This is a genomic window from Dictyobacter aurantiacus (assembly GCF_003967515.1).
In the GTDB taxonomy this organism is placed as follows: domain Bacteria; phylum Chloroflexota; class Ktedonobacteria; order Ktedonobacterales; family Ktedonobacteraceae; genus Dictyobacter; species Dictyobacter aurantiacus.
This window is the reverse complement of record NZ_BIFQ01000001.1, coordinates 1,113,441-1,128,319: the sequence shown is the minus strand read 5'-3', so window position 1 is coordinate 1,128,319 and position 14,879 is coordinate 1,113,441. Positions and strand designations below refer to the sequence as shown.

Genomic DNA, 14,879 nt, shown 5'->3' with positions numbered 1-14,879 from the left:
AGAGAGGATAAAGATAACTATGGGCGTTGAGAGATCGGTTACCCGCTGGTATATTCAGCGTCAACTGCTTGAGTATGAACTGGCCCAACTAGAGTCGCAGTTGGAGCCAGGACAGACGCAGGCGGAAGGTGAGGCCGCAGCGCCCGTGAGCGTTCCAGGTGAGGGTGGCGAGAGCTCTCCTGAAGAACTGCTCCAAAAAGTGGCAATGACCCGGGAAAAGCTAAAAGCCCTGGGCCATTGTCCAAAACCTAGGATGGGCTAGTCTTTTCTGCGCGGCTGTGCTGTCCCGATTTATTGGGCCAGGGCGGCCGCGATTTTTTGTCCCATCTCCTGTGTCTTAAGCACTTCTGTTCCTTCTTCACTCAGATCCTCGGTGCGATAGCCTGCCTGTATGACCTGTTCAACCGCCGTTGCGATCGCGGTCGCCTCGCTTTTCAAGCCCAGCGAATATTGCAGAAGCATGGCCGCCGAAAGGATGGCCGCGATCGGGTTAGCTTTACCCTGTCCAGCGATATCTGGCGCGGAACCGTGGATCGGTTCGTAGAGTCCAAGACGCCCGTGAGCTGTCTCGCGCGTCCCGAGGCTGGCGGATGGAAGCATGCCCATGGAGCCCGCGAGCATGGAGGCCTCATCGGTGAGGATATCGCCAAAGAGGTTTTCAGTGACGATGACATCAAAGTTAGTGGGTTTGCGGATCAGGTGCATGGCGCAGGCGTCGACCAGCATATGTTCAAAGGTGACGTCGGGATAATCAGCTGCCACTCGATTGGCAACCTGGCGCCAGAGGACGGAGGAACTGAGCACGTTGGCCTTGTCAACGGAGGTAACTTTTTTCTTGCGGTCGCGAGCGGCTTCGAAGGCGACGCGCAGGATGCGCTCGATCTCTGCCTCGCTGTAGAGTAGCGTGTCGATGGCACTTTTTCCCTGTTGTGTTTGACGGATCTCGCTTGGTTTTCCCGGCACGGGTGGCTCAAGGTGACCGTAGTAGAGTCCGCCCGTTAGTTCGCGTACGACTACCAGGTCGGTGCCGCGCAGTACCTCCGACTTGATAGGGGATGCGCTGAGTAAGCTGTTGAGCGGCTTTACGGGGCGTAGATTAGCGAAGAACTGGAGCCCCTTACGCAGCTTAAATAAGGCCTGTTCTGGCTTTACCTTGTGGCTTCCATCGTAGCTAGGGAGACCGCCTACGGCACCAAATAAAATGGCATCACTCTGCTGGCAAACTTGCAGTGAGGCATCGGAGATAGCATCTCCTTCGGCCTCGATTGCGGCAACTCCTACCAGACGCTTCTGATAGGTAAAGCTATGTCCGAAGCGACTGGCTACCGCGTCCAGGACACGAATAGCTTCATCGGTAACCTCGGGCCCGATCCCATCGCCGGGTAAAACGGCAATTGTGTAGTTTCCCATACTGGCTCGCCTTTCTTATAGTTTAGGATCGATAATGCAATCCCTGCCAGAAGGAGCGACGTTCTTTCTGGCAGGGAAGCAAGGATTGTATAGACGATATTAAGTTAGCGTGCCCAATCCATCGGCTCTGGCTGCTTGAAGTTCGATGTCAGTGAGACCGGTTTCCCTTCGCGGAACGATGTCTGAATGCCACACAGGATATCGACCACGTGGGCCGCCTGCGCGCCGGTAATACGTTGTGGCCGGTGCTGCTGAATCGCTTCGGCCAGGTCTACGACGCCGCGACTCCACTCAGTACCCTGGTAGGGCTCTTTTACATATGGTACCGGTTCATAGTGGCCACCGAATTCTGAGAATTCTACCGCAGCCTGGAAGTTTTGCCAATCGCTGAGGTAGAGAGAGCCTTTGTCTCCGTGAAACTCGATACCGCGTTGCTTACTGTGATGGCCGACATAGAAATTGGTTGTCAGACGCGCGACCTCTCCGTTTTCAAACTCGATGGCGGCCACCGCGAAATCGGGTGTTGAAATATGAAATTCTACCCCCTCTTTCGTGACACGATCGGGATAGAGTACCTTGCCAAATGCCGTAATATGGCGTGCTGGTCCAAAGATCGTTGTAAGGATGGTTAGAGGATACACGCCCACATCAAAGAGCGGCCCTACTTCGTAGAAAGGACCTGGAGAGGGATGCCAGGATTCAATGCGGCCCCAGTTGACTTCGGCATACGCCAGTCGAACCGTACCCAGACGTCCATCACGAATGGCCTTCCACGCGGTTTGCTGGGCTTCGCCCATAATCGTGATCGGCGCGCTGCTCAGGCGGCGACCTTTTTCCTCGGCCAGCTTCACCAGGCGTAGCGCATCTTCCGATGTTAGCGCCAGTGGCTTCTCGCTGTATACATCCTTGCCTGCGTTAAGACATTTTGTGATGACTTCAGCATGCGCATGGTGAATAGTCAGATTAATTACCAGGTCCACCTCCGGATCTTCCAGGATGGCTTCGAGGGAGGGATAGACCTTGCCGCCATGGGCGGCGACATAGGCTTCGGCTCGCGCCAGGTCGATATCGGTTGCACCTAGTAACTTAATCTGTGGATAAGGTTTCAGCGTCTTTGCATAGGCTCCGGCGATATTTCCGCAGCCGACAATCGCGACATTCAGAGATGTCAGATCCATCTTCACTATCTCTTTCTACTACATTACACAGGTTGTAAGGCAGATACTGATAGAAGCTTTTGAAGCGCCCGGTTTGTTCTGGGCGTATCCATTGTATCGGCGCCGCACGTCTTATAGAGTGACGCGCTGTCGCGATAGAATCAGCGGAACGCTTCAAAATAAGTCATACTCCACAGTTTACCAAAGCGTTTAGTTGTATGACAAGAGGCCAGGTGTACAAAGAGGGCCGGTGAGACTTGTCGGCAAGGGTGTTTATAGCACGGCTGGGGGAAACGTGCTATAATAGGTCGCAGATGGAGTGTATATACATCGCCCCCGTCTTTATACAGAATCCTACAACTATCCAAACCAAGCAATAGGTGCTGCTGAACCATTGCCTAGGAGTAAATTTATATGAGCAGCGAAATAAATGAGAATGGGAAGACCGTGGGTCGTCGCAAACCAATTCCAATATCGATGGCCGCCGGACCCCATGAGTATGTCCCGGGAGACCAGGAACTGCCAGTTCAGCTTACGACCGTAGCTGAGATGTTGCAATGGGCACAGAACTGGGCACGATCAAAATCGGTATGGCCATTAGGCTATGGGTTAGCCTGCTGCGCAATCGAAATGATGGCTTCGGCCTCTGCAGGTCAGTATGACCTTTCGCGCTTCGGCTCAGAAGTCTTTCGCTCCAGCCCTCGTCAGGCTGACCTGATGATTGTGGCTGGAACTGTTTCGGTGAAGATGGGCCCGCGCCTTCGTCTTCTCTGGGAGCAGATGCCCGAGCCAAAATGGGTCCTGAGCATGGGGCAATGCGCCAACTCTGGCGGTGAATTCTACGATAGCTATTATACCGTTCAGGGTGTTGACACCATTGTGCCAGTAGATGTGTATGTGCCTGGATGTCCTCCTCGGCCAGAGGCATTGATCGAAGGTATTCTAAAGTTACGTGAGAAGATTGCCAAACAGGGTTTGAAAGTGCGCGGCGAGAAGGAAATTGAGGTATAGTGTATGCGTGGTATCCTGGAAGGTTTGGGTCTAACCTTTAGCCATATGTTCCGGCCGAAGGTGACGCGACTCTATCCTTATGAGAAGCCAAAACTGCCACCACGTAGCCGTGGTTTGATTCAATTAATCGCACAGGATGGCTTGAAGACCGAGTTCAACCTTAAATGTGAGTCCTGTCTTCTCTGTGAGAAAGCTTGCCCTCCTCGTGCCATTACGATCGAGTATGAGCCTCTCCTTGAGTGGAAAGATCGCCCCTGGTTTAAGTCATATATCCGTGAGGGAGCTGAAAAGTTTACGCCACGTAAACTGGCGCCTGCCACCGGTTCTTCGCATGCAGGCTTCTATAAATCGCGTATCTCTGAATACGCAGTGGACTACTTCAATAAGCCTGTCAATCCCTGCGTGGCCATGCCGGTGAAAGATAACCTGGAGCCTGAGATCGATTTGAGCAAGGTCGATACCCTGCTGGCAACCTGGTCACAGGAGGCCGGTGCCTTGCCAGGCCTTTTGGATGCAGTGATGGATATCTATGGCTACTTTCCATTACAGGCGGCCAAGCGTATCGTTCAGGCCCGTGGCGTTGATCTGAGCGATATTTTCGGTATCGCGACTATGAGTCCGAAGTTTAAACCCGCACCCGCTGTTAAAGGCATCACACGTGATGACCAACCGGAACGTGGCTTGGCTGCGAGCAAGCGCGGTGTTTGGGGAAATATTAATCATGTGAGGCAGCCAGATGCCTAATTTTGAACAATCCTATCGTGTCTTGCGGCGTGCAGCTGATGCTGACGTACGTTCTTTAGAGGCGTATCGCGCCAATGGTGGTTATGCCGCCCTGGAGAAAGCCCTGCGCGGATTGACCCCGGAGCAGGTGAATCAACAGGTTATTGATGCAAAATTGCGCGGGCGCGGTGGCGCTGGCCGCTTAACCGGCGAAAAATGGCGTATTGTACGGCAGTCGCAGGATAACCAGAAATATGTTATTTGTAACGCATACGATGCCGATAGTCGCTCGCTGGCGGTGCGTACTCTGCTTGAACGTAATCCTCACCAGGCCATTGAGGGTATCCTGCTGGCCGCCTATACGGTAGGCGCGACCGAGGCGTACCTGTTTACCCGCAGTAGCGCGGCCGCGGCCAATGAGGCTATTCAGCAGGCGGTGCGGGAGGCTGCCGAGGCCAACCTGGTCGGACGCGATATTCTCAATACCGACTTCTCTTGTACTATTACCGTCCTCGGCGCGGAAATGGGATTTATGGGTGGTGAAGAGACCGTGCAGATGGCCTTGATCAAGGGGCGTCGTGGCATGCCCGATCAGCGTCCTCCGTTTCCATCTCAGTATGGCCTATGGGACAAGCCGACCGCCATCAATTCGGTTGAGACATTGATGAATGTTCCCTATATTGTTGGTGAGGGGGCGGCCGCGTTTGCCAGCGTTGGTTCCGCTATGACAGGTGGCACAAAAGTTTTGACCATCTATGCATCGCCTGTCAGCGAGCCCCAGGTGGTTGAGGTTCCATTTGGCGCCACATTGCGTGATATCCTGGCCCACGCCGGCTTAAATCCCGTTGAAAGCGATGTGCGCGCGGTAGTGGTTGGTGGAGCCGAAGGAGGCGCCCTGCCTTTCGCTTCACTGGATACGGCCTACGATTTTGATCCGCTGGAAGATGCGGGTGCGATCGTTGGTTCGGGCATTGTTGAGTTGCTTCCCGCCAATACCTGTATGGTGTCCTGGGCGATGGAGCGTAGCAACTATCTCAGCAAGGAATCCTGTGGTAAATGTGTTCCCTGTCGTCTGGGTGTCAAGCGTATCGGAGGTATCCTCGAAGGGATCGTGAGCGATCTCGGCGTGGGTGGAGATCTTGATGTGCTGGATGAATTTGCAGATTATGTGCCCAATGGCTCGCTCTGTGGCTTTGGCGTTCAGGCAACAAATCCATTAAAGACCGCCAAGCGGTACTGGCCTGAGCATTTTACGATGCATATTCAGGAACTGCGTTGCCCCACCGGTACATGCGTTCCGGTACGTGCCCACCGTTTCGTAACCAAGCACGTTCTGCCGTAGTTAGATCCTAGGACCTTTGGAAAAGGAATAGTACATGGCTATATCAATCCGTGATAATTTCTCACCAGCGACTCAGGCAGCTCAGCCTCCAATGGTTCGTAATGAAGTGGGTCATCCCAGTTTTACGTTGACCATTGATGGTAAGACAATGCAAGCTTACCAGGGCCAGTCCATCCTGAGTGTGGCGATTGATAACGGGATCGCGGATATCCCGAATTTGTGCAATGACGAGAAGCTAGAGCCGACCTCCGCTTGCCGTATGTGCGTGGTGCACATCGAAGGCGTTGAGCGCCCTCTGCCTTCCTGTAATACACCGGCTGAGCCAGGTATGGTCGTCACGACGAACTCTGATGAACTGTTCCATCTGCGCCGTACCAACCTGGAGATGATGCTCTCCGATCACAACGCCTATTGCCAGCCACCCTGCCAGGTCGATTGTCCAACCCACATCGATATCCCTGGCTATTTGGAGCTGATTGCGCAAGGCTCGATGAAGGAAGCGGCCCGCCTGGTCAAAGAAGTGCTGCCGTTCCCGTTCGTTCTGGGTCTGACCTGTCCGGCTCCCTGTCAGAAGGCCTGCCGCCGTACACTGGTGGATGAGGAGATCGCCATCTGTCGTATGCACGGTCATGCCGCCGAGACCTGCCTGCTCGATCCACCCCTGCCTTATGTGCAGGATCCCCCGACCGGCAAGAAGGTTGCGGTGGTTGGTGGTGGCCCTTCCGGTCTGACTGCCGCTTATTATCTATCTCTGCGCGGACACTATTGTAAGGTGTTCGATATGCAGCCCCAGGCTGGCGGTATGCTGCGCTATGGTATCCCTGAGTATCGCTTGCCCAAGGATATGATGGATCGCGAGTTCCAGCAACTGTGGGATATGGGGATCGACTTCCAGGCCAACGTGAAGCTGGGTCGTGATTTCACGATCGATGACCTGTTTGCTCAGGGCTTCGATGCTGTCTACCTGGCTATCGGTTGTTGGACCAGTAATGATCTGCGTGTTCCTGGTGAAGATGCCGAGGGCGTGGTGAACGCTATTCGCTACCTGGGTGATAAGGTTGAAGGGAAGCCGGTACCCGTGAAAGACGGTGACGAGGTTATCGTCATCGGTGGTGGTTTCACCGCTTTCGACTGTACCCGTACCTCGCTGCGCCTTGGTGCCAAGGTGCATACGATGTATCGCCGTGGTCGCACCGAGATGGGCGCTACAACTGAAGAGGTTGAGGACGGTGAGGCCGAGGGTACACACCTGCAGTTGTATGTCAGCCAGACGCGTGTGATCTCTGAAAATGGTCGTGTTACCGGCGTTGAGTTCCAGCGCAATAAGCTGGGCGAGCCCGATGCCAGCGGTCGCCGTCGTCCGGTTCCGGTTCCAGGTTCCGAATTTGTGCTGAACTGTGATACTGTGATCCCGGCTATTGGTCAGGCCGTCGACACCAAGGTGCTCGACGAGGCTTCCGGTATCAAATGGACCAAGTGGAAGACCATTCAGACCAATCCGCACAACTTTATGACGGATCGTGAAGGCGTCTTCGCCGGTGGCGACTGTCAGATGGGTGCTAAGACCATTATTGAAGGTGTGGCGCAGGGTAAGCTGAATGCCCGTTCGATCCACTCCTATTTGATGGGAGAGGATATGAATGAGGTGGCGCGCCGCCTGGAGTTGGAGGAGCGGCGTCCCGACCTGTTCGATATCGTGCCCTACAAGCCGGTCGAGCCCAAGGTCAAGATGCCGATGCTGCCCTATGACAAGCGTGAGAAGAGCTTCGCCCTCATCGAGATGGGTTACCTGCAGGAGCAGGCGCAGCGCGAGGCATCCCGCTGTCTGCAGTGCGCCTGCCCGGCCGCCGGACAGTGTGATCTGCAGCGCTACAGTATCGAGCATGGTCTGGCCGACAACCGCTTCCACGATGGGGAGCCCAGCGACTACCATGACTACGAGACCGATCTGTCGCACAGCTTCATTCTGCGTGATCCCAACAAGTGCATCAACTGTACGCAGTGTGTGCGTGTCTGCCACGATGTGATTGGTCCGGACTGCTATGGCATGTTCGGCAAAGGCTTCGATACCATCGTCTCGACGCCCTTCAACGTTTCCCTGCACGACACGGACTGCGTCTCCTGCGGCGCCTGTGTGCAGGTGTGTCCGACTGGATCGTTGATGATGGCCGAGCGTAACCTGGCGCGCTATGCCTTCGCGCTCGATCGTTGTATCTTCTGCGGCGACTGTGTTGAGGTGTGCCCGCACGGAGCGCTGGGAGAGACACCGAACTTCGAGCTCTCTTTCTTCAACCGCTTTGGTGAGGATGTGACGCTGGAGAAGAACGATCTGGCCAACGCGCCCAACTACCTGGTGCGCCAGCGCCTGCCCCGTGGCAAGAAGGACCTGCCAGTCATGAGTCCGCTGGTGCGTCCGCTGCCCGCTCGCTCTATTCGTGAGTAATTACGCGACAGCTTCAAAAACAGGAAACCGGACCTCATTTGAGGTCCGGTTTTTTGTTGCGCAGAATAGAACGGGTATTTGCGATTGGTGGAAAAAATCCTTATACCCTTGGATGTTTTAAGCTTTCTGAGGTAACATAAGCATAGGCATGTTGTATTACATGCTTTGAAACGAAGTTTTTCCTGCTGTTTTAGGAACTACGAAAAAGAGGCAGAATTATGACGATCGTGACACGCGATACGTTCTCGCTCACGCCTCCAGAAGCAATTGTCCCCATGACGCGCAATGAACTGGGGCATCCCAGTCTAACGATCAGCATCGATGGTAGGGTGCTAGAGGCGTATGAGGGCCAGACGATTCTGAGCGTGGCCATTGACAATGGGATTACGGATATCCCGAATTTGTGCAATGATGAGAAGCTGGAGCCTACCTCGGCCTGCCGCATGTGCCTGGTGCATATTGAAGGTATCGAGCGACCCCTGCCCTCTTGTAACACCCCCGTTTCTCCTAACATGGTCGTAACGACCACTTCCGACGAACTGTTCCATCTGCGCCGTACCAACCTGGAGATGATGCTTTCTGATCACAACGCCTATTGTCAGCCACCCTGCCAGGTTGATTGCCCAACCCACATCGATATCCCTGGCTATTTGGAGCTGATCGCGCAGGGTGCGATGAAAGAAGCGGCCCGCCTGGTCAAAGAGGTGCTGCCATTCCCGTTTATCCTGGGTCTGACCTGCCCGGCTCCCTGTCAGAAGGCCTGCCGCCGCACGCTGGTGGATGAAGAGATCGCCATCTGCCGCATGCACGGCCATGCCGCCGAGACCTGCCTGCTGGACGCACCCATGCCTTATGTGCAGGATCCCCCGACCGGTAAGAAGGTGGCTATTATTGGCGCTGGTCCAGCCGGGCTTTCTTGCGCCTATTATCTGGCCTTACGCGGCTACTACTGTAAGATCTTTGATATGCAGCCGCAGCCGGGAGGCATGCTGCGCTATGGTATCCCAGAGTATCGCCTGCCCAAGGATATGATGGATCGTGAGCTAGAGCATGTCTGGCAGCTTGGCGTGGACCTGCAGTCGAATGTGAAGCTGGGTCGTGACTTCGAGGTTGATGATCTGTTTACTCAGGGCTTTGATGCCGTTTACATCGCTATTGGTTGCTGGACCAGTAAGTCGATGCGTGTGCCGGGTGAAGATGCTGAGGGCGTGGTGAACGCCATCAAGTTCCTCTATGATAAGGTTGAGGGAAAGCCGGTGCCGGTCAAAGAGGGCGACGAGGTGGTGGTGATCGGCGGTGGCTTTACCACCTTTGACTGCACCCGCACTTCGCTGCGCCTGGGCGCAACTGTACATACCACATACTATCGTACCCGTGCTGATATGACTGCTACGATGGAAGAGGTCGAGGACGGCATCGCGGAAGGGACGCATCTGCAGGTGCGCTCGGCCCAGCAGCGTATCCTGGAAGAGAACGGCAAGGTGGTTGGCATTGAATATCAGCGCACCAAACAGGGTGAGCCCGATGCCAGCGGTCGCCGTCGTCCGGTCCCCATTCCTGGTTCCGAATTTACTATTGCCTGCGACACGGTCATTCCAGCGGTCGGACAGGCCGTCGACACCAGCGTTATCAATGAATCTTCTGGCATCAAGTGGAGCAAGTGGAAAACCGTTCAGACCAATCCGCACAACTTTATGACGGATCGTGAAGGCGTCTTCGCCGGTGGTGACTGCCAGCTAGGGGCCAGCACGATCATCGAGTGCGTGGCCCAGGGTAAACTGGGGGCTCGTTCGATCCACTCCTATCTGATGGGAGAGGATATGAATGAGGTGGCGCGCCGCCTGGAGTTGGAGGAGCGGCGTCCCGACCTGTTCGATATCGTGCCCTACAAGCCGGTCGAGCCCAAGGTCAAGATGCCGATGCTGCCCTATGACAAGCGTGAGAAGAGCTTCGCCCTCATCGAGATGGGTTACCTGCAGGAGCAGGCGCAGCGCGAGGCATCCCGCTGTCTGCAGTGCGCCTGCCCGGCCGCCGGACAGTGTGATCTGCAGCGCTACAGTATCGAGCATGGTCTGGCCGACAACCGCTTCCACGATGGGGAGCCCAGCGACTACCATGACTACGAGACCGATCTGTCGCACAGCTTCATTCTGCGTGATCCCAACAAGTGCATCAACTGTACGCAGTGTGTGCGTGTCTGCCACGATGTGATTGGTCCGGACTGCTATGGCATGTTCGGCAAAGGCTTCGATACCATCGTCTCGACGCCCTTCAACGTTTCCCTGCACGACACGGACTGCGTCTCCTGCGGCGCCTGTGTGCAGGTGTGTCCGACTGGATCGTTGATGATGGCCGAGCGTAACCTGGCGCGCTATGCCTTCGCGCTCGATCGTTGTATCTTCTGCGGCGACTGTGTTGAGGTGTGCCCGCACGGAGCGCTGGGAGAGACACCGAACTTCGAGCTCTCTTTCTTCAACCGCTTTGGTGAGGATGTGACGCTGGAGAAGAACGATCTGGCCAACGCGCCCAACTACCTGGTGCGCCAGCGCCTGCCCCGTGGCAAGAAGGACCTGCCAGTCATGAGTCCGCTGGTGCGTCCGCTGCCCGCTCGCTCTATTCGTGAGTAATTACGCGACAGCTTCAAAAACAGGAAACCGGACCTCATTTGAGGTCCGGTTTTTTGTTGCGCAGAATAGAACGGGTATTTGCGATTGGTGGAAAAAATCCTTATACCCTTGGATGTTTTAAGCTTTCTGAGGTAACATAAGCATAGGCATGTTGTATTACATGCTTTGAAACGAAGTTTTTCCTGCTGTTTTAGGAACTACGAAAAAGAGGCAGAATTATGACGATCGTGACACGCGATACGTTCTCGCTCACGCCTCCAGAAGCAATTGTCCCCATGACGCGCAATGAACTGGGGCATCCCAGTCTAACGATCAGCATCGATGGTAGGGTGCTAGAGGCGTATGAGGGCCAGACGATTCTGAGCGTGGCCATTGACAATGGGATTACGGATATCCCGAATTTGTGCAATGATGAGAAGCTGGAGCCTACCTCGGCCTGCCGCATGTGCCTGGTGCATATTGAAGGTATCGAGCGACCCCTGCCCTCTTGTAACACCCCCGTTTCTCCTAACATGGTCGTAACGACCACTTCCGACGAACTGTTCCATCTGCGCCGTACCAACCTGGAGATGATGCTTTCTGATCACAACGCCTATTGTCAGCCACCCTGCCAGGTTGATTGCCCAACCCACATCGATATCCCTGGCTATTTGGAGCTGATCGCGCAGGGTGCGATGAAAGAAGCGGCCCGCCTGGTCAAAGAGGTGCTGCCATTCCCGTTTATCCTGGGTCTGACCTGCCCGGCTCCCTGTCAGAAGGCCTGCCGCCGCACGCTGGTGGATGAAGAGATCGCCATCTGCCGCATGCACGGCCATGCCGCCGAGACCTGCCTGCTGGACGCACCCATGCCTTATGTGCAGGATCCCCCGACCGGTAAGAAGGTGGCTATTATTGGCGCTGGTCCAGCCGGGCTTTCTTGCGCCTATTATCTGGCCTTACGCGGCTACTACTGTAAGATCTTTGATATGCAGCCGCAGCCGGGAGGCATGCTGCGCTATGGTATCCCAGAGTATCGCCTGCCCAAGGATATGATGGATCGTGAGCTAGAGCATGTCTGGCAGCTTGGCGTGGACCTGCAGTCGAATGTGAAGCTGGGTCGTGACTTCGAGGTTGATGATCTGTTTACTCAGGGCTTTGATGCCGTTTACATCGCTATTGGTTGCTGGACCAGTAAGTCGATGCGTGTGCCGGGTGAAGATGCTGAGGGCGTGGTGAACGCCATCAAGTTCCTCTATGATAAGGTTGAGGGAAAGCCGGTGCCGGTCAAAGAGGGCGACGAGGTGGTGGTGATCGGCGGTGGCTTTACCACCTTTGACTGCACCCGCACTTCGCTGCGCCTGGGCGCAACTGTACATACCACATACTATCGTACCCGTGCTGATATGACTGCTACGATGGAAGAGGTCGAGGACGGCATCGCGGAAGGGACGCATCTGCAGGTGCGCTCGGCCCAGCAGCGTATCCTGGAAGAGAACGGCAAGGTGGTTGGCATTGAATATCAGCGCACCAAACAGGGTGAGCCCGATGCCAGCGGTCGCCGTCGTCCGGTCCCCATTCCTGGTTCCGAATTTACTATTGCCTGCGACACGGTCATTCCAGCGGTCGGACAGGCCGTCGACACCAGCGTTATCAATGAATCTTCTGGCATCAAGTGGAGCAAGTGGAAAACCGTTCAGACCAATCCGCACAACTTTATGACGGATCGTGAAGGCGTCTTCGCCGGTGGTGACTGCCAGCTAGGGGCCAGCACGATCATCGAGTGCGTGGCCCAGGGTAAACTGGGGGCTCGTTCGATCCACTCCTATCTGATGGGAGAGGATATGAATGAGGTGGCGCGCCGCCTGGAGTTGGAGGAGCGGCGTCCCGACCTGTTCGATATCGTGCCCTACAAGCCGGTCGAGCCCAAGGTCAAGATGCCGATGCTGCCCTATGACAAGCGTGAGAAGAGCTTCGCCCTCATCGAGATGGGTTACCTGCAGGAGCAGGCGCAGCGCGAGGCATCCCGCTGTCTGCAGTGCGCCTGCCCGGCCGCCGGACAGTGTGATCTGCAGCGCTACAGTATCGAGCATGGTCTGGCCGACAACCGCTTCCACGATGGGGAGCCCAGCGACTACCATGACTACGAGACCGATCTGTCGCACAGCTTCATTCTGCGTGATCCCAACAAGTGCATCAACTGTACGCAGTGTGTGCGTGTCTGCCACGATGTGATTGGTCCGGACTGCTATGGCATGTTCGGCAAAGGCTTCGATACCATCGTCTCGACGCCCTTCAACGTTTCCCTGCACGACACGGACTGCGTCTCCTGCGGCGCCTGTGTGCAGGTGTGTCCGACTGGATCGTTGATGATGGCCGAGCGTAACCTGGCGCGCTATGCCTTCGCGCTCGATCGTTGTATCTTCTGCGGCGATTGCGTCGAGGTGTGCCCGCACGGAGCGCTGGGAGAGACACCGAACTTCGAGCTCTCCTTCTTCAACCGCTTTGGTGAGGATGTGACGCTGGAGAAGAACGATCTGGCCAACGCGCCCAACTACCTGGTGCGCCAGCGCCTGCCCCGTGGCAAGAAGGACCTGCCAGTCATGAGTCCGCTGGTGCGTCCGCTGCCCGCCCGCTCTATTCGTGACTAATCGGATGTAATAGAAGGATGGCTATGTTGCCCGCCAGCCAGCGGGCAACATAGCCATCCTTCTATTACATCTGATATACATCTCGTCCTAACTTTTCTGCCGTTCGTGTTACAATAGAGATACCATTCGATATCGGGCATGTAGACGGAGAAAAGGATGAGCCAACAGCACGTATTACGTTTCCCCGAGGGGTTTTTATGGGGGACCGCCTCGGCTGCCTATCAATGTGAAGGGGGAAATACCAATAACCAGTGGTATCGCTGGGAGCAAGAGGGGCATATCCTCAGCGGTGATACCTGTGGCCAGGCGGCGAGCTGGTGGGAGTATGCGGAACATGATTTTTTGCTGGCTGAGCAGATGGAGAATAACGCTTTACGGTTCAGTCTGGAATGGAGCCGCATTGAGCCCGTAGAAGGGCAATGGGATGATGCGGTCCTGGAGCGCTATCGCGCCATGCTCCTAGATCTGCGCCGACTGCACCTGGTTCCCGTTGTGACTCTGCATCACTTTACCGATCCTCTCTGGTTTACCGAGCGTGGCGGTTTTGCGCATGAAGAGAATGTGCGTTTCTTTATCCGCTTTGTCCACCATGTCGTGGCGACCCTGAAGGATATCTGCTCGTTCTGGATTACGCTCAATGAGCCAAATGTCTATGCGTTCCAGGGCTACTTGCTGGGCGTCTTTCCACCCGGTGAGAAGGATGTGGTGCGCACGTTTCAGGTGTTGCGCAACCTGATGCAGGCCCATGTTGAAGCGTTTTACGCCATTCGCAGCATGCAGCCGCAGGCACAGATCGGCTACTGCCTGCACTATCGTCTCTTTGATCCCGCCAATCCCTTATCCCCGCTTGATCGTAGCGCCGCCTCGGTTCACGAGCGTATGTTTACCTGGTCGGCATTGCAGGCTGGCGAGACGGGGCGCTTCACTTTTCCTGCCAATCAGGTGCTGGCTCCCATACCCCATGCCGCCGGTGCCAGGGATTATCACGGGGTGAATTATTATACACGTGAAATGGTTCGTTTTGATCCTCGCAGGCCTGCCGAAGCCTTTGCACGCCGTTTCGTTCGCCCGGGCTCTGTGCGCAATGACGATGGTCTCTCAGATAGCTTTGGCGAGATCTATCCATGGGGACTCTACCGAGTTCTGAAGGCCATCTATCAGCGCACACGTGGTAATAAGCCGCTCTATATCACTGAGAATGGCTTTAATGATCATCAGGATGATCGGCGTCCCGCGGCCCTGCTGGCCCATCTGGCCATTTTACATCGTGCTATTCAGGATGGTATTCCCGTGCGTGGCTATTTTCACTGGACGCTGGTCGATAACTTTGAATGGAACGATGGCTGGTATGCGCGCTTTGGCCTGATCGAGCTTGATCCTGTGACCCAGCGGCGGACACCGCGCCGCAGCGCCAGCATGTTTGGTGAGATCTGCCAGGCCAACGCCATCACCGAGAGCATAGTGGAACGCTATGCCCCCGAACTGGTGCAGAGCATCTTTGGTACCACCGATACCCATGGTCGTCAGCTACCTGTTTGA

10 protein-coding genes are annotated in these 14,879 nt (G+C 55.5%); 8 read left to right on the top strand and 2 right to left on the bottom strand.

What is annotated here, in order from left to right; translation table 11 throughout:
• Window positions 1–19 precede the first annotated feature (19 nt).
• On the top strand, window positions 20–262 hold the full coding sequence (locus tag KTT_RS04580) for a hypothetical protein (RefSeq protein WP_126594857.1): 243 nt from the start codon (window positions 20–22) through the stop codon (window positions 260–262).
• Window positions 263–291: 29 nt separating this feature from the next.
• Here the strand turns inward: KTT_RS04580 and leuB are convergent, their stop codons facing one another.
• Window positions 292–1,410 (bottom strand): 3-isopropylmalate dehydrogenase, encoded by a 1,119-nt coding sequence (gene leuB, locus KTT_RS04575; protein ID WP_126594856.1) that lies wholly within the window; start codon window positions 1,408–1,410, stop codon window positions 292–294.
• A 104-nt stretch (window positions 1,411–1,514) separates the two neighbouring features.
• The gene (locus KTT_RS04570) at window positions 1,515–2,588 is read right to left on the bottom strand and encodes a Gfo/Idh/MocA family protein (RefSeq protein WP_126594855.1); all 1,074 of its coding nucleotides are present in this window, start codon (window positions 2,586–2,588) and stop codon (window positions 1,515–1,517) included.
• Between the two features lie 456 nt (window positions 2,589–3,044).
• On the opposite strand from KTT_RS04570, the gene KTT_RS04565 reads away from it, so the two are divergent.
• From KTT_RS04565 to KTT_RS04535, 7 genes are all read left to right on the top strand, one after another.
• Window positions 3,045–3,578, top strand: a complete 534-nt coding sequence (locus KTT_RS04565; protein WP_126599420.1) for an NADH-quinone oxidoreductase subunit B — start codon at window positions 3,045–3,047, stop codon at window positions 3,576–3,578.
• 3 nt (window positions 3,579–3,581) lie between these two features.
• Window positions 3,582–4,322 carry a hypothetical protein gene (locus tag KTT_RS04560; protein WP_126594854.1) on the top strand — a complete coding sequence of 247 codons (741 nt, stop codon included), beginning with the start codon at window positions 3,582–3,584 and terminating at the stop codon, window positions 4,320–4,322.
• Complete coding sequence (locus KTT_RS04555; protein ID WP_126594853.1) at window positions 4,315–5,643, top strand: complex I 51 kDa subunit family protein; 1,329 nt, start codon at window positions 4,315–4,317, stop codon at window positions 5,641–5,643. Before KTT_RS04560 ends, KTT_RS04555 begins: the two co-directional genes overlap by 8 nt.
• 34 nt (window positions 5,644–5,677) lie before the next feature.
• A complete protein-coding gene (locus KTT_RS04550) occupies window positions 5,678–8,086 on the top strand; it encodes an FAD-dependent oxidoreductase (RefSeq protein WP_126594852.1) in 2,409 nt (802 codons plus the stop codon).
• Between the two features lie 218 nt (window positions 8,087–8,304).
• Entirely contained in the window at window positions 8,305–10,713 is a 2,409-nt protein-coding gene (locus KTT_RS04545) for an FAD-dependent oxidoreductase (RefSeq protein WP_126594851.1), read from the top strand.
• A gap of 218 nt (window positions 10,714–10,931) precedes the next feature.
• Window positions 10,932–13,340 carry an FAD-dependent oxidoreductase gene (locus tag KTT_RS04540; protein ID WP_126594850.1) on the top strand — a complete coding sequence of 803 codons (2,409 nt, stop codon included), beginning with the start codon at window positions 10,932–10,934 and terminating at the stop codon, window positions 13,338–13,340.
• A 156-nt stretch (window positions 13,341–13,496) separates the two neighbouring features.
• The gene (locus KTT_RS04535; protein ID WP_126594849.1) at window positions 13,497–14,879 is read left to right on the top strand and encodes a glycoside hydrolase family 1 protein; all 1,383 of its coding nucleotides are present in this window, start codon (window positions 13,497–13,499) and stop codon (window positions 14,877–14,879) included.

Bases quoted from the DNA above. Each gene is read 5' to 3' on its own strand.
- KTT_RS04580 (WP_126594857.1), top strand. From the start codon at position 20: ATGGGCGTTGAGAGATCGGTTACCCGCTGGTATATTCAGCGTCAACTG.
- leuB (WP_126594856.1), bottom strand. From the start codon at position 1,410: ATGGGAAACTACACAATTGCCGTTTTACCCGGCGATGGGATCGGGCCC.
- KTT_RS04570 (WP_126594855.1), bottom strand. From the start codon at position 2,588: ATGGATCTGACATCTCTGAATGTCGCGATTGTCGGCTGCGGAAATATC.
- KTT_RS04565 (WP_126599420.1), top strand. From the start codon at position 3,045: ATGGCCGCCGGACCCCATGAGTATGTCCCGGGAGACCAGGAACTGCCA.
- KTT_RS04560 (WP_126594854.1), top strand. From the start codon at position 3,582: ATGCGTGGTATCCTGGAAGGTTTGGGTCTAACCTTTAGCCATATGTTC.
- KTT_RS04555 (WP_126594853.1), top strand. From the start codon at position 4,315: ATGCCTAATTTTGAACAATCCTATCGTGTCTTGCGGCGTGCAGCTGAT.
- KTT_RS04550 (WP_126594852.1), top strand. From the start codon at position 5,678: ATGGCTATATCAATCCGTGATAATTTCTCACCAGCGACTCAGGCAGCT.
- KTT_RS04545 (WP_126594851.1), top strand. From the start codon at position 8,305: ATGACGATCGTGACACGCGATACGTTCTCGCTCACGCCTCCAGAAGCA.
- KTT_RS04540 (WP_126594850.1), top strand. From the start codon at position 10,932: ATGACGATCGTGACACGCGATACGTTCTCGCTCACGCCTCCAGAAGCA.
- KTT_RS04535 (WP_126594849.1), top strand. From the start codon at position 13,497: ATGAGCCAACAGCACGTATTACGTTTCCCCGAGGGGTTTTTATGGGGG.